This window comes from Leptospira stimsonii (assembly GCF_003545885.1).
Lineage (GTDB): Bacteria > Spirochaetota > Leptospiria > Leptospirales > Leptospiraceae > Leptospira > Leptospira stimsonii.
In genome coordinates, this window is record NZ_QHCT01000007.1 from 165,334 (window position 1) to 179,703 (window position 14,370).

At 45.0% G+C, this 14,370-nt stretch carries 16 protein-coding genes; 8 read left to right on the forward strand and 8 right to left on the reverse strand.

The window, feature by feature from the left end; translation table 11 throughout:
* The 5 genes from mrdA (at window position 1) to DLM75_RS20155 (ending at window position 4,823) form a co-directional block, all read left to right on the forward strand.
* Entirely contained in the window at window positions 1-1,950 is a 1,950-nt protein-coding gene (mrdA, locus tag DLM75_RS20135; protein ID WP_118970289.1) for a penicillin-binding protein 2, read from the forward strand.
* On the forward strand, window positions 1,937-3,442 hold the full coding sequence (gene rodA / locus DLM75_RS20140) for a rod shape-determining protein RodA (RefSeq protein WP_118970290.1): 1,506 nt from the start codon (window positions 1,937-1,939) through the stop codon (window positions 3,440-3,442). The genes mrdA and rodA overlap by 14 nt, the downstream gene beginning before the upstream one ends.
* A 104-nt stretch (window positions 3,443-3,546) precedes the next feature.
* Window positions 3,547-3,753: a type II toxin-antitoxin system HicB family antitoxin gene (locus tag DLM75_RS20145; RefSeq protein WP_118970334.1), complete on the forward strand. Its 207-nt coding sequence runs from the start codon at window positions 3,547-3,549 to the stop codon at window positions 3,751-3,753.
* Entirely contained in the window at window positions 3,743-3,964 is a 222-nt protein-coding gene (locus DLM75_RS20150; RefSeq protein WP_118970291.1) for a type II toxin-antitoxin system HicA family toxin, read from the forward strand. Before DLM75_RS20145 ends, DLM75_RS20150 begins: the two co-directional genes overlap by 11 nt.
* A 43-nt stretch (window positions 3,965-4,007) precedes the next feature.
* On the forward strand, window positions 4,008-4,823 hold the full coding sequence (locus DLM75_RS20155; protein WP_118970335.1) for a hypothetical protein: 816 nt from the start codon (window positions 4,008-4,010) through the stop codon (window positions 4,821-4,823).
* Here DLM75_RS20155 and DLM75_RS20160 read toward each other — a convergent pair.
* Both DLM75_RS20160 and DLM75_RS20170 read right to left on the reverse strand, forming a co-directional pair.
* Complete coding sequence (locus tag DLM75_RS20160; protein ID WP_118970292.1) at window positions 4,820-5,587, reverse strand: hypothetical protein; 768 nt, start codon at window positions 5,585-5,587, stop codon at window positions 4,820-4,822. The genes DLM75_RS20155 and DLM75_RS20160 overlap by 4 nt on opposite strands.
* A 348-nt stretch (window positions 5,588-5,935) precedes the next feature.
* Window positions 5,936-6,163, reverse strand: a complete 228-nt coding sequence (locus DLM75_RS20170; protein ID WP_069607990.1) for a DUF1858 domain-containing protein — start codon at window positions 6,161-6,163, stop codon at window positions 5,936-5,938.
* A 167-nt stretch (window positions 6,164-6,330) separates the two neighbouring features.
* Between DLM75_RS20170 and DLM75_RS20175 the strand changes: the two genes are divergently transcribed.
* A complete protein-coding gene (locus tag DLM75_RS20175; protein ID WP_118970294.1) occupies window positions 6,331-6,741 on the forward strand; it encodes a 6-pyruvoyl trahydropterin synthase family protein in 411 nt (136 codons plus the stop codon).
* A 60-nt stretch (window positions 6,742-6,801) separates the two neighbouring features.
* Here the strand turns inward: DLM75_RS20175 and DLM75_RS24310 are convergent, their stop codons facing one another.
* Window positions 6,802-6,957: a hypothetical protein gene (locus tag DLM75_RS24310; protein ID WP_158586495.1), complete on the reverse strand. Its 156-nt coding sequence runs from the start codon at window positions 6,955-6,957 to the stop codon at window positions 6,802-6,804.
* A 391-nt stretch (window positions 6,958-7,348) separates the two neighbouring features.
* Window positions 7,349-7,753: a hypothetical protein gene (locus DLM75_RS20180; RefSeq protein WP_118970295.1), complete on the reverse strand. Its 405-nt coding sequence runs from the start codon at window positions 7,751-7,753 to the stop codon at window positions 7,349-7,351.
* A gap of 130 nt (window positions 7,754-7,883) precedes the next feature.
* Here DLM75_RS20180 and DLM75_RS20185 point away from each other — a divergent pair, with 130 nt between their 5' ends.
* Together DLM75_RS20185 and DLM75_RS20190 are read left to right on the forward strand one after the other, a co-directional pair.
* Window positions 7,884-9,866, forward strand: coding sequence for an acetoacetate--CoA ligase (locus tag DLM75_RS20185; RefSeq protein WP_118970296.1), 1,983 nt, complete (start codon window positions 7,884-7,886; stop codon window positions 9,864-9,866).
* A gap of 375 nt (window positions 9,867-10,241) precedes the next feature.
* Window positions 10,242-11,126 (forward strand): substrate-binding periplasmic protein, encoded by an 885-nt coding sequence (locus DLM75_RS20190; protein ID WP_118970297.1) that lies wholly within the window; start codon window positions 10,242-10,244, stop codon window positions 11,124-11,126.
* A gap of 39 nt (window positions 11,127-11,165) precedes the next feature.
* On the opposite strand, the gene DLM75_RS20195 is transcribed toward DLM75_RS20190, so the two are convergent.
* The 4 genes from DLM75_RS20195 to DLM75_RS20205 form a co-directional block, all read right to left on the reverse strand.
* The gene (locus tag DLM75_RS20195) at window positions 11,166-11,819 is read right to left on the reverse strand and encodes a lytic transglycosylase domain-containing protein (RefSeq protein WP_118970298.1); all 654 of its coding nucleotides are present in this window, start codon (window positions 11,817-11,819) and stop codon (window positions 11,166-11,168) included.
* A gap of 150 nt (window positions 11,820-11,969) precedes the next feature.
* Entirely contained in the window at window positions 11,970-12,107 is a 138-nt protein-coding gene (locus DLM75_RS24315) for a hypothetical protein (protein WP_158586496.1), read from the reverse strand.
* 174 nt (window positions 12,108-12,281) lie between these two features.
* Complete coding sequence (locus DLM75_RS20200; RefSeq protein WP_118970299.1) at window positions 12,282-13,409, reverse strand: MBL fold metallo-hydrolase; 1,128 nt, start codon at window positions 13,407-13,409, stop codon at window positions 12,282-12,284.
* A 19-nt stretch (window positions 13,410-13,428) separates the two neighbouring features.
* Complete coding sequence (locus DLM75_RS20205; protein WP_118970300.1) at window positions 13,429-14,262, reverse strand: SDR family oxidoreductase; 834 nt, start codon at window positions 14,260-14,262, stop codon at window positions 13,429-13,431.
* Window positions 14,263-14,370: the final 108 nt, after the last annotated feature.

The window sequence follows — 14,370 nt, forward strand, 5'->3', positions numbered from 1 at the left end:
TTGTTAGGCGGAGCTCAGTCCGCGACGGAATACCGTCTTGAGAGAAATTTCCGCGTTCGATTGTATATCTTTTCGGGGCTCGTCGTTTTTACGTTAGCCGCGTTTATCTTTCAACTCTTCAATCTTCAGATCTTCAACGGAACGAACAACGCACTCAAAGCGGAGAAGTTCGTTCGAAAGAGCGAGATTATGCCCGCCGCGAGGGGACAGATGTTTGATCGAAACTTTCTCACGCCGGAAACTTCGATGGCACTCGTTTCCAATTATTCTTCCTTGGATGCGATCTTAAACACTTCTCTTTTCAAATACGATCCTGCGACCGTAAAAGCGTTTATCCACGAATTCGCGAGAACCCTTTCGATTCCCATTTCGTATTATGAAGACGAACTCATCGAACCCAGATTCTCCAGAAACCTAAAGTCGAAAAAGCCGATCGTTCTTTTGGAAGGAATCACAACTGCTCAACAGGAAAGAATATCAGTATTCGATAATATATCCAAATACATCATTCTTCTTCCGTCTCCGAGAAGAATCTACAAGATGGGGCCCGCTCTCGCGCACGTGACGGGTTATATCGGAAAACCGACTCGGGACGATCTTGTGACCGGAGAAATCAAATCGTATCAGTTCCTCGGGAAGAACGGCTTGGAATTGGAATACGATTCCGAACTCAGAGGTCTCGACGGCTTTCGAATCCAGAAACGAAGCTCCGAAGGGAATATCGAAGAAGAAAGAGTCGTAGAACATTCTTCTCCCGGAAACAATTTGGTTCTTACCATCGATAAGGATATTCAGATCGCCGCGCACAAGGCTCTCAAAGGAAGTAGGGGAACGGCGATCGCGATCAAGGTTGCGACGGGAGAAATTCTCGCGATGGCTTCCAATCCGAGCTACGATCCAAACATTCTTTCCGGAAAAAACAAAGCGGATCGAACCAGTCATTTCAAACGAGTCAAAGACAACGGCGGTTTTTTGAATCTTGCGATTCAATCTAAGTTTCCTCCCGCGTCCACATACAAGACGTTAGTCGCACTTGCGGCTTTGGAAAGCCAGCACAAGATCGGATATACTCCGGAGACTTCGTATTCTTGCAATGGAAGTTTTGTGCTCAAGTCCACGTTCGCCGGAGTTCCGGATCAGGTTTTTATGTGTTGGGAAAAGGGCGGTCATGGGACGAACGATCTCGCACACGCGCTTCAAAAATCCTGTTCGGTTTATTTTTACAATCTTGGATACAAACTCGGGTCGGATGCGATTCTAAACTACTCTCGACTTTTCGGATTGGATAGTAAGTCCAAGGTGGATCTTCCGGGAGAAATTACCGGTTTCGTTCCTTCTTCGGCGTGGAAAAAAAGAACGTACGGAACGAAGTGGTTCGACGGGGATACGATCAACTTGTCGATCGGACAAGGATTTATTTCTTCTACTCCGATGGGAATGGCTATGTTTTACATGGGTCTTCTCAATCGAGGACAAATCTATCAACCTTACGTCGTGAGTGAAATTCGGGATCCGGTGGACAACTCCATCATCAACCGGACGTCTCCTCAGATCTTAAAGGACATTCCAATCAATCAGTCTTCGGTGGAAGCGATCAAAGAAGGATTGAAGCTCGTCGTAAAAAGCGGGACGGCGGCTTACGTGTTGAACAAACCGTTTCTTCCCGATATCGCTGGAAAAACCGGAACGGCTCAGACCAGAAGAAGAGGCGCTTCCGGATCCAACCACGCTTGGTTTGTGGGTTACGCGCCCGCAAACGCCCCCGCCAGCGAACAAGTGTTAATCGTAGTTTTCGTTGAATACGGAGTCGGTGGAGCCGCAGGTGCGGCGCCCGTCGCGAGAGAAATGTTTCACGCGGCGTTTCCTCCGGGAACGTTTAAAAAATCGCAGGACGTAGCTCCGCCTTCTTCGCCGACGGCAGGACAGGAGGGACCTCTTGAAGCCAGATAAGTCCATAGAAAAGATCGATTACTTTTTGGTGATCTCGGTCGTGATCGTAGTTCTTTGTAGTGTGTTGACCTTGTATAGTCAGGAGATCAATTTCGAAGACGGACCGGGAAAGTGGTATAGACAGCTTTTTTATTTTATCATCGGTCTTGTGATCATGTATTTTGTATCTCGGATCAACTATCAGTTGTTAGGCGCATATGCCATTGTGATCTACGTTTTCACCGTGTTTCTTTTGATGATCACTCTGATTCCGGGAATCGGGTACTTGCCATCCGGAAGGGGAGCGCGTTCTTGGTTGAAGTTAGGCCCGATCGGGATCCAGGCTTCTGAATTTGCGAAGTTATCCACGGTGATTCTTCTGGGACAATTTATGGTTCTAAAAGAAAAGGATATGAAGAATATTGCGGTTCTTTCGATCCCGTTCGTAATCGTGCTTGTTCCGATGGTTTTTATTCTTCTGCAACCTGACTTTGGAACCGCCGTTTCCTTTTTGCCGATTCTTTTTACGATGCTCTTTCTCGGAGGAGCGGACATCCTTCACATAGGATCTCTTTTGACGTTAGGCGGAATTACGCTCATGATTCCTATGTTCGTGGAATATTCCAGGCTGACTCTTATCAACGATATCACCGACTTCTTACAGAGAACGGGAAAGACCGATCTTTTATCCGTGGTCAACCGACTCGGAGGAAAGATCTGGCTCGCGCTCGACGGAAAAGATCTGAAGGCCGCGAACCTCACACCGAAGACGTTAAACGCGCTTCGAGAAGTGGTGGATCAGGTCGTGGAACTGGAAGGCGGATTTTTCTTTAAGATATTTTCCAATCAGAAATTGCTCTTAACCTTTGGAGGAATCTTTCTCCTCGCGAGTCTTGTGATGGTGGGAATTCGGATCGCGAGAGGAAGCCGAACATTAAGACAATATTATATTCCTCTTGGGATCTTGGGGATCAGTTTGATTTCAGCCGTTGTCGTGATGAAGACTGTCCCTTTTCGAGAAAACCAGGTCGTCCGATTGACCGCATTCTTAAATCCCGAAGAATTCAAACAGGGCGCCGGTTATCAACTGCGCGCATCCAAACCCGCGGTCGGTTCGGGAAGATTTTTTGGAAAAGGACTGATGAACGCGGAAATGACCGAAGGAAGAGTTCCTCACGTTCCGGAAGCGAGCACCGATTTTATCTTTGCGTCTTGGGCGGAACAGACAGGATTTTTAGGATCCGTTTTCTTGTTATTCTTCTTATTTTCCATTCCCTTGCGCGGGCTCCAGATCAGTTATGAAAGTAAGGACCGTTTCGGGTCTCTTCTTGCGTCCGGAATCGTTGCCCTTCTTTTTTATCACATGGCGATCAATATCGGAATCGTGATCGGACTTATGCCCGTGACCGGAATTCCTTTGTCGTTTATGAGTTACGGAGGATCGCACTTGATCATGTCGATGACGGCGGTGGGAATTATTCTTTCGATCAAAAGTCGCAAACACGCAAACTGATTTTTCTCTATTGAAAGCGGCCTGTTGCGTTGTCGCATCGGGAGATATGGATCAAAAGGAAAAAGATTGGACAATTTTCCCAAATCAGTTTCTATTTTAGTGATATGAAACAATCCTTTACAGCAAGCGTTTGGCGAGAAGAAGGTTTATTCGTTGCTCAATGCCTCGAAGTGGATATTGCGAGCCAAGGAGAAACTGAGGAAGAAGCATTGGTCAATTTGAAAGAAGCGATGGAATTACATTTTGAATCACCGATTGCTACGATTCTTCCAGAAATCAAAAAATTTCAGGCAGAAGTGAGTGTCGCTTAGATCGCTCTCATTTCGAGAAGTCAAAAAAAAATTAGAAGCCGCCGGATTTCGAGAAGTCTCTCAAAAGGGAAGTCACATAAAATTCATAAAAGCTACCGAAGTTGGCACCCTGACTACGATAGTTCCGGTTCATAAAGAAATCGCGATCGGAACTTTACGAAGTATTTTAAGACAGGCTCGAATTTCAGTCGAGGATTTTGAGAATTTCTAAGTCTCGAAAAATCAGCGAATCGTCCGATAATAAAAATACTCCTATGGATCCCGTTAAAGACTCTCGATTCTTCTTTGATCTAAAACATAAGTTCGAAACCATTTTGGAGGAAGTGGAAAAGAAGACCTTTGACCAAAAGGACGAGATCCGGGAATTGGAAACTCTCTGGGATGAAATGTTCAATCTCGCCGGGAAAAACGATTCTCCTTACTTTCAGATCCGACTCAAATCCTTAAAAAAACAATTGGATTCCTTTGTAAAAAACAAAGGTTACGAAAAAAACGAATTCGATCGGATCTTTCATCAACTCGGAAAGATGAAACGGACGGACTCGGTGGAGTTCCTGGACGAAACACTGAAGAATCGTCTCGAAAAAATCGCCGGGAATCATTATTCTCCCGGAGATATGATCACCTCCGGAGTTGTACTTCCGTCCTCCACGAATCAAAAGGGAAAACAATACATCACGTTTCGTTGCGGGACGATCTACTTTATCACGGATCATTCTTCTTATACGATTCTCAAGGATCTGGATCGAAGAAAGAATACTGTGGAATACAAGGGTTTTGTCCATAGAATTTTTCCGAGCGCCTCCGTTTACGGACTTTCGGAAGAAGAATACAGAACCGAAAGTTTTTTGACGATGAGCCTCCTCGCACTCAAACGGGAAGACGGCCTGGAATTTTATCGATTTGATGCGTTAGGCGAAATTGTTCAGCTTAACGAAGGAACGTTCCGGAAAGGACTAAAACCTTTGGAAAATTCGGATATCTTCGGAAAGGAGAGTCGGATTCGAAACTATTTTAGAAAAGCGGGAACCCGTTATTACTACATTCCATCCGAAAAATTCTCACTCTAATCCAACTTTGAGAAAACGGTTCCTGCGGCGCGCAAAGAGATTTTTTGGTATTTCGCGTAAGCGGCCACAAGAGAAGATCGAATTCCTTTTTTATCCCTCAGACCGGACTTAGCGACGGTGCCGGCTAACGCTTCAAGAAGATAGGCTTCAGGCGCCATAAACGTCCTTGTCATGGCGATCTGAGGAACAAAGAGCGAACGTAATACAGGACCAAAATACCTTTCGCTTTCGCAAGCAAGTACGACGGCAGGTTTGGAAGAGGCAGATTTGAGCCTTTTGATTTCAGGCGGAAGTCGATCCATTAGGCGATCGTGACCCACCCAAACGACTAAATCCGCATTTGAATTCGAGTTGCCTGCGGAGTTCAAGAAGGCGACTAACGCGTCGTCGATTTTATCTCCCGCATACGCGTGAAGGATAAGAATCACTTTCGTTTCTCCTTTTTTCGGAGTTCTTTCTAACACTAAATCTCTTAGGATCGGAGAAGAAGAAATTCCGTCTTTTCTTTCCAACACTCGAAATCCGGACGCCTTTTTTAAAAAAGTTTCCGCTCCGAAAGCGCCTCCCCAATATAAATTTCCTTCCAAAGAACGAGGATCACCGGCCTTTCCTTTTCCGCAGGCAAGTTGTGCTCCGTTGCAGAGAGGGACAAAAACTTCTATCGTAAAAGCTTCGATCGTGGAAAAAGAAATCGAAAACAGGAGAACCCAGAGTATTCTTTGAAATTGGAACCATCGTTTGAAAAGGTGAATTTGAGTGATCATAGAAGGAAGTGAAAATAGAATTTCAAGGTAGAATCAAAAACTTAAATTCTTATCTATCGGGAATATAGATTTCTGTCACTCATCAAAATTCAAATCCTAAGCGCGAACTATAGAAAGGAAAGAATATTATAAAAAGTGCAACTTCTCGTCGATTTCAAAAGAACGAACCAGTCTTGGTATCGATCCTTCCGAAAAGAGTCGTTTCCAGAACGGACGCGTAGAAATTCAAAGTGGAACGAATTGAGGAAAACGGAAGAATGAACGAGAAAAAAAAGACAAATTCTGGAGAAGAAAACTTGGAAAACGAGGAGAAGTAATTCCCGGAAAAAAAATCTCCGGGAAACAATCTTAGTCTTCGGAATCTTCGAGGAGGTTGTTCAGGCTTTCCACAAGAACTTCCACTTCCACACCGTAACCCATACAAACTTGCTCGATGGTTTCGAGTTCGTTGATGGAACAGTGAGAACATCCGCCCAAATGATAGCTTGAAAAAACGAGCCCGGCTTCCGGGTGAACGGACATGGCTTCACCCACAGTCATTTCTTTATAAAATCTTGGCTTGACCACTTCTGTCATTGCATATCTCCTATCACTAAAATACTCGCAGGGAAACTTTTTCGCGAAGTATTTTGCTCCTGCTAAAACGGCACAATCGACCGGCTGGGATTCCGCTTCGAAAAAGAAACGATCTCTCCAGTGCAGTAGCTTCCAATATATAGACCTGGGAAAGAAAGTCAAGAGCTATGTTTTTTGAAGAAACCGGAAGATTTTACATTCGTATCGAGGAAAGATTTGAATCCTCTCATTACCTTTATCGGTATTTTCCGGACGGATCGGACGAACCGATCCACGGTCATTCCTGGAAAGTGGAACTCTTTCTCTCCGGAAAAAAGAACATCGGCGAAGACGGGATCAGCTTTGATTTCCTGACTTCCAAACAAAAGCTCAAAGAACTCGTTGCAAAGCTTGATCATATTCTCATCAATGATTTGGAAGAATTTAAGAAGATCAATCCAACTTCCGAGAATATCGCCCGCTGGTTTTACCACTATCTCAAAGAAAGCGTTCACTCTGCCGGAGGCAAGGTCGATCGAATCGTGATCCACGAAGGACCTGAAAACCTCGCGTATTTCGAGCCAACATCCTCCCCGTAAGGGAGGATGTTGCCAAAAGGCCGCGGAGCGTAGCCGTTGGTTTCCAACGGAGTTGGTAAATCATCCTCCCCGTAAGGGAGGATGTTGCCAAAAGGCCGCGGGAGCGTAGCCGTTGGTTTCCAACGGAGTTGGTAAATCATTCCTCCTCGTAAGGGAGGATGTTGCCAAAAGGCCGCGAAGCGTAGCCGTTGGTTTCCAACGGAGTTGGTAAATCATTCCTCCCCGAATCGGTAGTACGATTCCGGCGAGCGAGAGGCGATTGGGAATCCAGGAGATTTTTGTAGGAGTTCCTACAGAAAGGCGCCGTAGGTTTTTACTTGCAAAGGAACTGTTTTTCTGATAGAGGAAAGTCTTGCGACTTTTTCCCGCGAGCCCGCCTCCTCCACCCGATGAGGGTGGGGGCGCGCGACTTTCACGGAAGAATTGTCGTTGTTACGACTGTTTTTCAGGAGAGATTCCGAATGCCGGTAAGGACAGATTTTTTACATCTCTAAGAGAAACGATTCCTCAAAATGCAGAGGAAGGTAGCCTCTGCGAATTCCTTTTTTCTTCCCCCTCTGGAAAGAGGAGAAGACGTCCCATTGAGAGAAGTCCCCATTCTTATCCTTTAGAATTTCAAAGAAAGGAGATATCCCGCGAGGACCATTGTAAATCCCAAGCTGAAGAAGAATCCAATCTTCACCGGTTTTGTGTGCGTCTTGTAACCGGACAAAAAGATATGGAGGGATAGAAATCCGATCGCAACGGTTTCGGTAATCAAGGTGGCGACTACCGCAGGTTGCGGACCGTAGAATAAGATCAAAATCGAAGGAAGAAAACCCAAGAAGCTCATAAACGCGCCGGTCGTGATCCACATCATCAAAATCAAACGGGATTGTCTTTCATCCGGAAATTGGAAAAATCCAACGACGGCTCCCACGATCAATTGGTGAATCAGGCCATGAAGCGTATAGAAAATTCCGGAAAGGATGAGAATGATTTCGGCCGTGTGGATATGTTCGAATGAGTTCAATGGGTATTCTCGGATTTATTTTTTCCTCAACCTACAGAAGTGTCCTCGTTCCTCAATCAAAATTCATGTTGACCCGACCTTTCGAAAAAAATGTAATAGAGTCCAAAAATAAAGAATAGAGAATTTTTTCATGCATCAAGAGCTGTGGGCGCCTTCCTCTCAACAAATCGAGTCCTCCAATTTAATCCGTTATCAAAAATTCTTAAAAGAAAAGAAAGATCTTCAGTTTGCAAACTTTGAAGAACTTCGCTCCTGGTCCGTAAAGGAGATCGGGGCCTTTTGGGAAAGTATCTGGAACTTTTCCGAAATCCTTTCGTCTCATCCGTACGAGGTGGCCTATCAAAAAGCGGAGAATTTCTCCGATTCACGTTTTTTTCCCGGAGCGAAACTCAACTTTGCAGAGAACCTCTTGAGAAGAAAGGATTCCTTTCCGGCCTTGATCTACAGAGGAGAAGACGGTTCCAGACGAGAACTCAGTTATGCGGAATTGAGAAGTTACGTAGGAGCTCTTGCAAAAGATCTCAAAAAAAGAGGAGTCCTTCCCGGAGATCGAGTCGTGGGTTTGATGCCCAACGTTCCCGAAACCGTGATCGCGATGCTGGCGGCGACATCGATCGGAGCGATCTGGAGTTCTTGTTCCCCCGATTTCGGAGCGAAAGGAGTTCTCGATCGTTTCGGACAAATCGAACCGAAGATCCTTTTTACCACGGACCGTTATTCCTTTAAGGGAAAAGATCTTTCTCTCGCGGAGAATCTGACTCAGATTCTTTCTTCGATTCCGTCTCTCGAAGCCGTGATCGTCTCCGATTATAAAAACGGGATTCTCCATTTTAAGAATCAGACCCGAACTCTCCTTCCCGAGAATTTTCCGAAAAAGAATATTCAATTTTTAGAAAGTATTCTCCAGGAGAATTTCGGAGCGGAACCCGAGTTTTTTCAGGTTGGAATGGATCATCCGGTGTATATCATGTATTCTTCCGGAACGACCGGTCTTCCGAAGTGTATGGTGCAAGGCGCGGGAGTTCTTCTCAATCACTGGAAGGAACTCGTTCTTCATACCGATCTCAAAGAAGGAGAAAGGATCTTTTATTATACGACCTGCGGTTGGATGATGTGGAACTGGCTCGTGAGTTCTTTATCGGTCGGAGCTACGGTCGTTTTGTTCGACGGTAATCCGTTTCATCCGAGTCCGGAGATTCTCTTTCAGGTCGCCGCCGAAGAAAAAGTCAACGTCTTCGGAGTCGGAGCGAAATTCATCCTTACTTTGGAGAAGTCGGGATTTCAACCGAAGGGTTTGGATCTTTCTTCGATGAGGGCCGTTCTTTCCACGGGTTCACCACTGACTTCTTCCGGATTTCAATACGTCTATCAAAATTGGAAGTCGGATCTTCAACTCTCTTCGATCTCGGGGGGAACCGATCTCAACGGTTGTTTTGCGTTGGGGAATCCGATTCTTCCCGTGCACGCGGGCGAAATTCAGTGCAGAGGTCTCGGGATGGACGTGGAAATCTGGGATGAATCCGGAAAGTCGGTGATCGAAGAAAAAGGAGAACTCGTCTGTAAACAACCGTTCCCATCGATGCCTCTTACTTTCTGGAAAGACCCGGAGGGAAAAAAATATAAGTCGGCCTATTTTGAAACGTTTCCGGGAGTTTGGTGTCACGGAGATTTCGCAGAGTTAAAAAAGAACGGAGGTCTTGTCGTCTACGGACGTTCGGACGCGACCCTCAATCCGGGTGGAGTAAGAATCGGAACTGCGGATCTTTATAGTTTGATCGAAACGTTTCCCGAAATCGCGGACTCCGTGATCATCGGTCAGGACTGGAAGGAAGACGTGAGGATCGTTTTGTTTTTGAAGATGGCGAATGGAAAAACTTTGGAAGATTCCTTGGTGCAAACTTTAAAGAAAGAAATTCGTGATAAGGTTTCTCCAAGACATGTTCCTTCGAAAATCGTGGCGGTTCCCGATATTCCTTATACGATCAATATGAAGAAGGTCGAAATCGCCGTGAAACGGACGGTTCAAGGTGAACCCGTTACGAACAAAGAAGCGTTGAGTAATCCAGAATGTTTAGAATATTATAAAAATATAAAAGAGTTGAACGAGGATTGAATTGAAATCCGAAGGATGTTTTTTTAAAGAAAATCGATTCGTTGTGGATGGAGAAACCGGATAAAAAACCTTTTTCGGAGGGTTCGGAAAGAAGAAGAAAAATTTCCGAAATTCGATGTCGGATCGAATTCTAAATGTTCATTGAAGAATTTTTAGTGAAAGTATTTCGGTTAAATCTACCAAAGTATCGAAACCGGGAAAAAATCCTTAAAAACGGTTCCTTAGGAAGGTGAGAAAGAAACGGTTCGATTATTTTCTCATCAACGTCCTTCGCTGGATGTTCGGAATATTTACGATGAGTGTTAGTGGAATTCCTTCAAGATGGATCAAAGGATGAACAACGGATTCTTTTTCTAAAATAGGAGAAATTCAAAAATGTTTAAAAAAATTTCAAGTAAGCGCATTTCATTTTTGATTCTCCTTGGATTTATTTCTTTCTGGAATCTAACGGATTCTTTGAAAGCGGAAGAATCTACATTCAAGTTTTATAATTCTTCTCGGTTGAAGGAAATATTGGAAAGGGGAGAACTGAGGGTCGCAGGGAATCAAGCGGACGAACCGTTTTATGTAGTCAATGCGAAAGAAGGATTTCCGGGTTTTGATTATGAATTGGGGAAGTTGTATGCGGATTTTCTGGGTGTAAAATTCAAATTCATTTCTTATCCCGAGTTTGCGGAATACGCGGAGGCGATCAAAAAAAAAGACGCTGATATCGCCCTTTCCGGAATCTCGAGCAATTTGGAAAGATCCAAAAAGGTCCGTTTCAGCTCGGCTTATCTGATCTCCACACCGGCCGCCTTGATCCGAAAGACCGCTCTTCCTCCTCCTCCGGAAGGAAGTATCATCACGACTCAGAGTTTTAGAAGCATTCTCGACTTACAAGACGTAAGCGGAGTCACCTTTGCGGTTCGTTCCTTTTCCAATCGTCACGAATACCTTCTGAAAAACTTTAAGAACAATCGAATCTTTACATACGGAGATACTCCTTCCGCTTGGGAAGCCGTGAAAAATGGAACCGCAAATTGTCTTGTGGCCGATTCTTTTTATATCAAGGGAATCTTACTCAAGGACAAATCGGTCGCTTCGAATTTTCGACCTCTTTTGGAGCAAGTGCAGAGAGAAGATATAAGCGCCGCGTTTCCACTATCCGATCCCGTCTTCGTCCGGAATTTCGATTTTTTTATTTCGGAACTCACTCGTTCCGGCGCCTTACGAGAGTTAGAGGATAAATATTTTAATAAATCGGATTGGGTTCCTTGAGAGAATTTTTATCAAACCTCTCAAGGATTTCCGAACCTTCTAACGAAGATTGTTTGCGACTTCTTCTCTCAATTCTAAATAACGGGATTGGTTGGAGAGGATGATCTGATTGTATTCCGGAACCCCGCCCCAACGATCAACCGCGGCCGGTCCGGCGTTGTAGGAGAGGAGGGCTTTTTCCGTGTTTCCCTTTCTCTGTTCCAAAAGATCGTTTAGATAGGAAACACCCAAGTGAATGTTCACTTCCGGTTTGTGGAGATCTTCTTCGGACGTTTTCCATCCTTCCTTTTTGGAAAGCCAAGATGCTGTTTTCGGCATGATTTGCATAAATCCGCGCGCACCCTTCGGGGAGCGAGCCGTTGCTTTGAATTCGGATTCAAGATGAATCAGCCCGATGAGAAGGCTTACCTTATCAGTGTCTGAGCAACGAAATGTGCAGGATTCGAGCTCCAATCTTCTGGATTCTTGGAGAATCACCTGGGAGAGCCTTTGGAGCGACTCTTTGGAAAGAGAAGGTCGGACCTCCAGGATATAGGTTTGAATGGTCTTGAGTTCGACGGTCTCTTCGTCGAGGAAGGTCGTTTTCTGACCCAGTGCACCCGCAAGGGGGGCAAGAACGAGTTGGAAGCTCAAAGGTAAGAGCAACCAAAGGAGATAACGAAATCGAAATCGGGTCATCTTGCGAAAATTCACTGGATGCCTCCGTAGATTCAAATTTGTGCATCGCACAATCTAAGACCAGTTTTTTGGCGGTGCACTATGAGTCAAGGGATTCGTAGGTCCTTGGGAAGACTTTAGGAGACAGAAGTCGACTTTATGGAAGTGGGGTGTTTGTGTGAGTTCCTACTTTTTCGGCCCGTCCTTAGGAAGAATCGGTTCTAAAAAGGGGAATTTGTCCGGAGTTCCGTCCACTTTTCCAAATTTTAACCGGGACCAAGCTCCGTAAGAAGATACGATTTTTTCTTCAGGACCTGGAAACACTTATCCCAGCTCCGTTACTTTTCACTTTTTCCTGTAATACCAATCCCCCTTGCGAGGGAAAAGTGTGAGTTCCTACTTTTACAAAGCTCAGGAAGAGACCTTTTGGAAGGGGAATCAGGAAGAGATCTCTCCTTTTCGGAATTTGATTCTTCTCTCAATTCGAAAACGAAGAATCTATTTCACTCTTTCCCACCAGGATTCCGAGGGAAAGGATGTTCTTCCGTCCACGGTTTCCCCCGGTTTTGGAGTGACCAGTTCGACGTTGAGGAGTTTGGCGGCTTCGAGGGTTCTCCGGATCGGTTCGGTCCAGTCGTGGATCGCCAAATTGAATGTTCCCCAGTGAACGGGGAGCATCCGTTTCGATTTGAGATCGACGTGTGCTTGGACGGCCTTTTCCGGATTCATATGAATTCCTTCCCAAGTAACATCGTACGCTCCGACCTTGATCGAACTCAAATCAAAGGGTCCGAGACGTTTCCCGATTTCTAAAAAATGAGAAGAATAACCCGTGTCGCCGCTATGAAAAAAACGATTCTTCGGACCAAGGACGCTCCAAGAAGACCAGAGTGTAGACTTTCCATTGAAGAGTCCTCTCCCGGAATAGTGAACCGCAGGTGTGCACACAATTTCTACTTCTCCGACTTTTCCCTTTTCCCACCAATCCAATTCTACGATTTGATTTTCAGGAACACCCCAACGTTCTAAATGTGCGCCGATCCCAAGAGGGACAAAATATTTGGTTCCTCTGGAAGCGAGAAATTTTGCTGTAAGCATATCCAGATGATCGTAGTGATCGTGAGAAATTACGACCGCGTCGATTTTCGGAAGATCCTCCATTGCGATCGGGGGTGGGAAGAATCGTTCCGGTCCGATGCTCGTGAAAGGAGAAACCTTATTCGAAAAAACGGGATCGGTAAAAATTCTGATTCCGTCGATTTCTACAAGGACGGACGCGTGACCAAACCAAATCGCTCTCAGTCCGGGAGCCGGAGTTTCCGAAAAATTCTTCGAAGTCGGATAAACGACCGGGATGGAAGAAGGAGGAGTTCTCACTTCTCCTCCGAAAAGTTGTCTCCAGATCATATCGGAATAAGAACCGGAAACGAGCATCGGAACAAAAGGATCGTTTTCGAACTTACCGTCCTTATACATTTTGGAAGTCTGCATTCTTTCCATTCTCTTTCCTTCGGGGGTTCCTCCGAAAGAGCTCAGACAAGCGGTTTGCAAAAGAACCAACGAGGTAAATCCCAAAAGAAGAATCAAGGATACAAAAGAAACTTTTTGAATTCGATTTCCAAACATAAGGACTCCTAAAATTTGATTAAGCGGCTTTTTTTGTGGAACTCAATAATGCCAATTTCATAATTCCGAATAAGACTCGGTCGGAAAGAAATTTACGCAATCCTAAAAGGGACTTTGCGTCCATTCCGATCACATAACGAAGGCGTCCCGAAGAACTATTCGCGGCTTTAAAGATCACTTTTGCGACCGCCTCGGAAGAACTTGTCATCATCGCTTTCTCCATATTTTGGAAGACCGCGTTCGCGAATGGTTTGTATTCTTCCGGAGAATTTTCTAAAGTAGAATCCGAAGATCGGCCTATAAAGTCCGTCGCAATCGCTCCGGGTTCGATGAGTTTCACTCTGATTCCGAAAGGTTTGAGCTCGTATTGAAGAGATTCCGTAAATCCTTCCAAGGCCCATTTGGTTGCGTGGTAGAGGCTATAAAGAGGGAAGGTGATTCTTCCTCCCATGGACGCGACGTTGACGATGTTCCCTTTTTTATTCTTCCGAAAATGAGGAAGAATATTTCGAATCACATCCATCGCTCCAAAAACATTTGTATCGAACTGTCTCCTGATTTGTTCCTCGCTGGCTCCTTCGAACGGACCAACAAGTCCATAGCCCGCATTGTTTACTAAGACGTCGATATCGCCAAAATGTTTGATTCCGTCTTGGATCGCCTTTTGAATCGTTTCCGATCTTGTCACGTCCAAAGGAAGGCAGATTAGATTCGGAAGATTTTGAAGTTCCTTTTCTTTCTCGGGATTTCTCATCGTTGCGATTACGTTCCAACCTTTCTTCTGAAAGTGTTTGGCGGCGGCTTTTCCGATTCCGGAAGAACTTCCGGTGATCAATATGGTTTTTCGTTTCATTCTTAGATTACTTCCTTTAAATGACTGTGAGTCACTATATAATGACTTCCGGTCATATTAAAATGACCCAAAGTCATAGTCAAGATCAAAAACGACGTTTAGAAATGG

Bases quoted from the DNA above. Each gene is read 5' to 3' on its own strand.
- DLM75_RS20145 (WP_118970334.1), top strand. From the start codon at position 3,547: ATGAAACAATCCTTTACAGCAAGCGTTTGGCGAGAAGAAGGTTTATTC.
- DLM75_RS20155 (WP_118970335.1), top strand. From the start codon at position 4,008: ATGGATCCCGTTAAAGACTCTCGATTCTTCTTTGATCTAAAACATAAG.
- DLM75_RS20160 (WP_118970292.1), bottom strand. From the start codon at position 5,587: ATGATCACTCAAATTCACCTTTTCAAACGATGGTTCCAATTTCAAAGA.
- DLM75_RS20170 (WP_069607990.1), bottom strand. From the start codon at position 6,163: ATGACAGAAGTGGTCAAGCCAAGATTTTATAAAGAAATGACTGTGGGT.
- DLM75_RS20175 (WP_118970294.1), top strand. From the start codon at position 6,331: ATGTTTTTTGAAGAAACCGGAAGATTTTACATTCGTATCGAGGAAAGA.
- DLM75_RS24310 (WP_158586495.1), bottom strand. From the start codon at position 6,957: ATGATTTACCAACTCCGTTGGAAACCAACGGCTACGCTTCGCGGCCTT.
- DLM75_RS20185 (WP_118970296.1), top strand. From the start codon at position 7,884: ATGCATCAAGAGCTGTGGGCGCCTTCCTCTCAACAAATCGAGTCCTCC.
- DLM75_RS20190 (WP_118970297.1), top strand. From the start codon at position 10,242: ATGTTTAAAAAAATTTCAAGTAAGCGCATTTCATTTTTGATTCTCCTT.
- DLM75_RS20200 (WP_118970299.1), bottom strand. From the start codon at position 13,409: ATGTTTGGAAATCGAATTCAAAAAGTTTCTTTTGTATCCTTGATTCTT.
- DLM75_RS20205 (WP_118970300.1), bottom strand. From the start codon at position 14,262: ATGAAACGAAAAACCATATTGATCACCGGAAGTTCTTCCGGAATCGGA.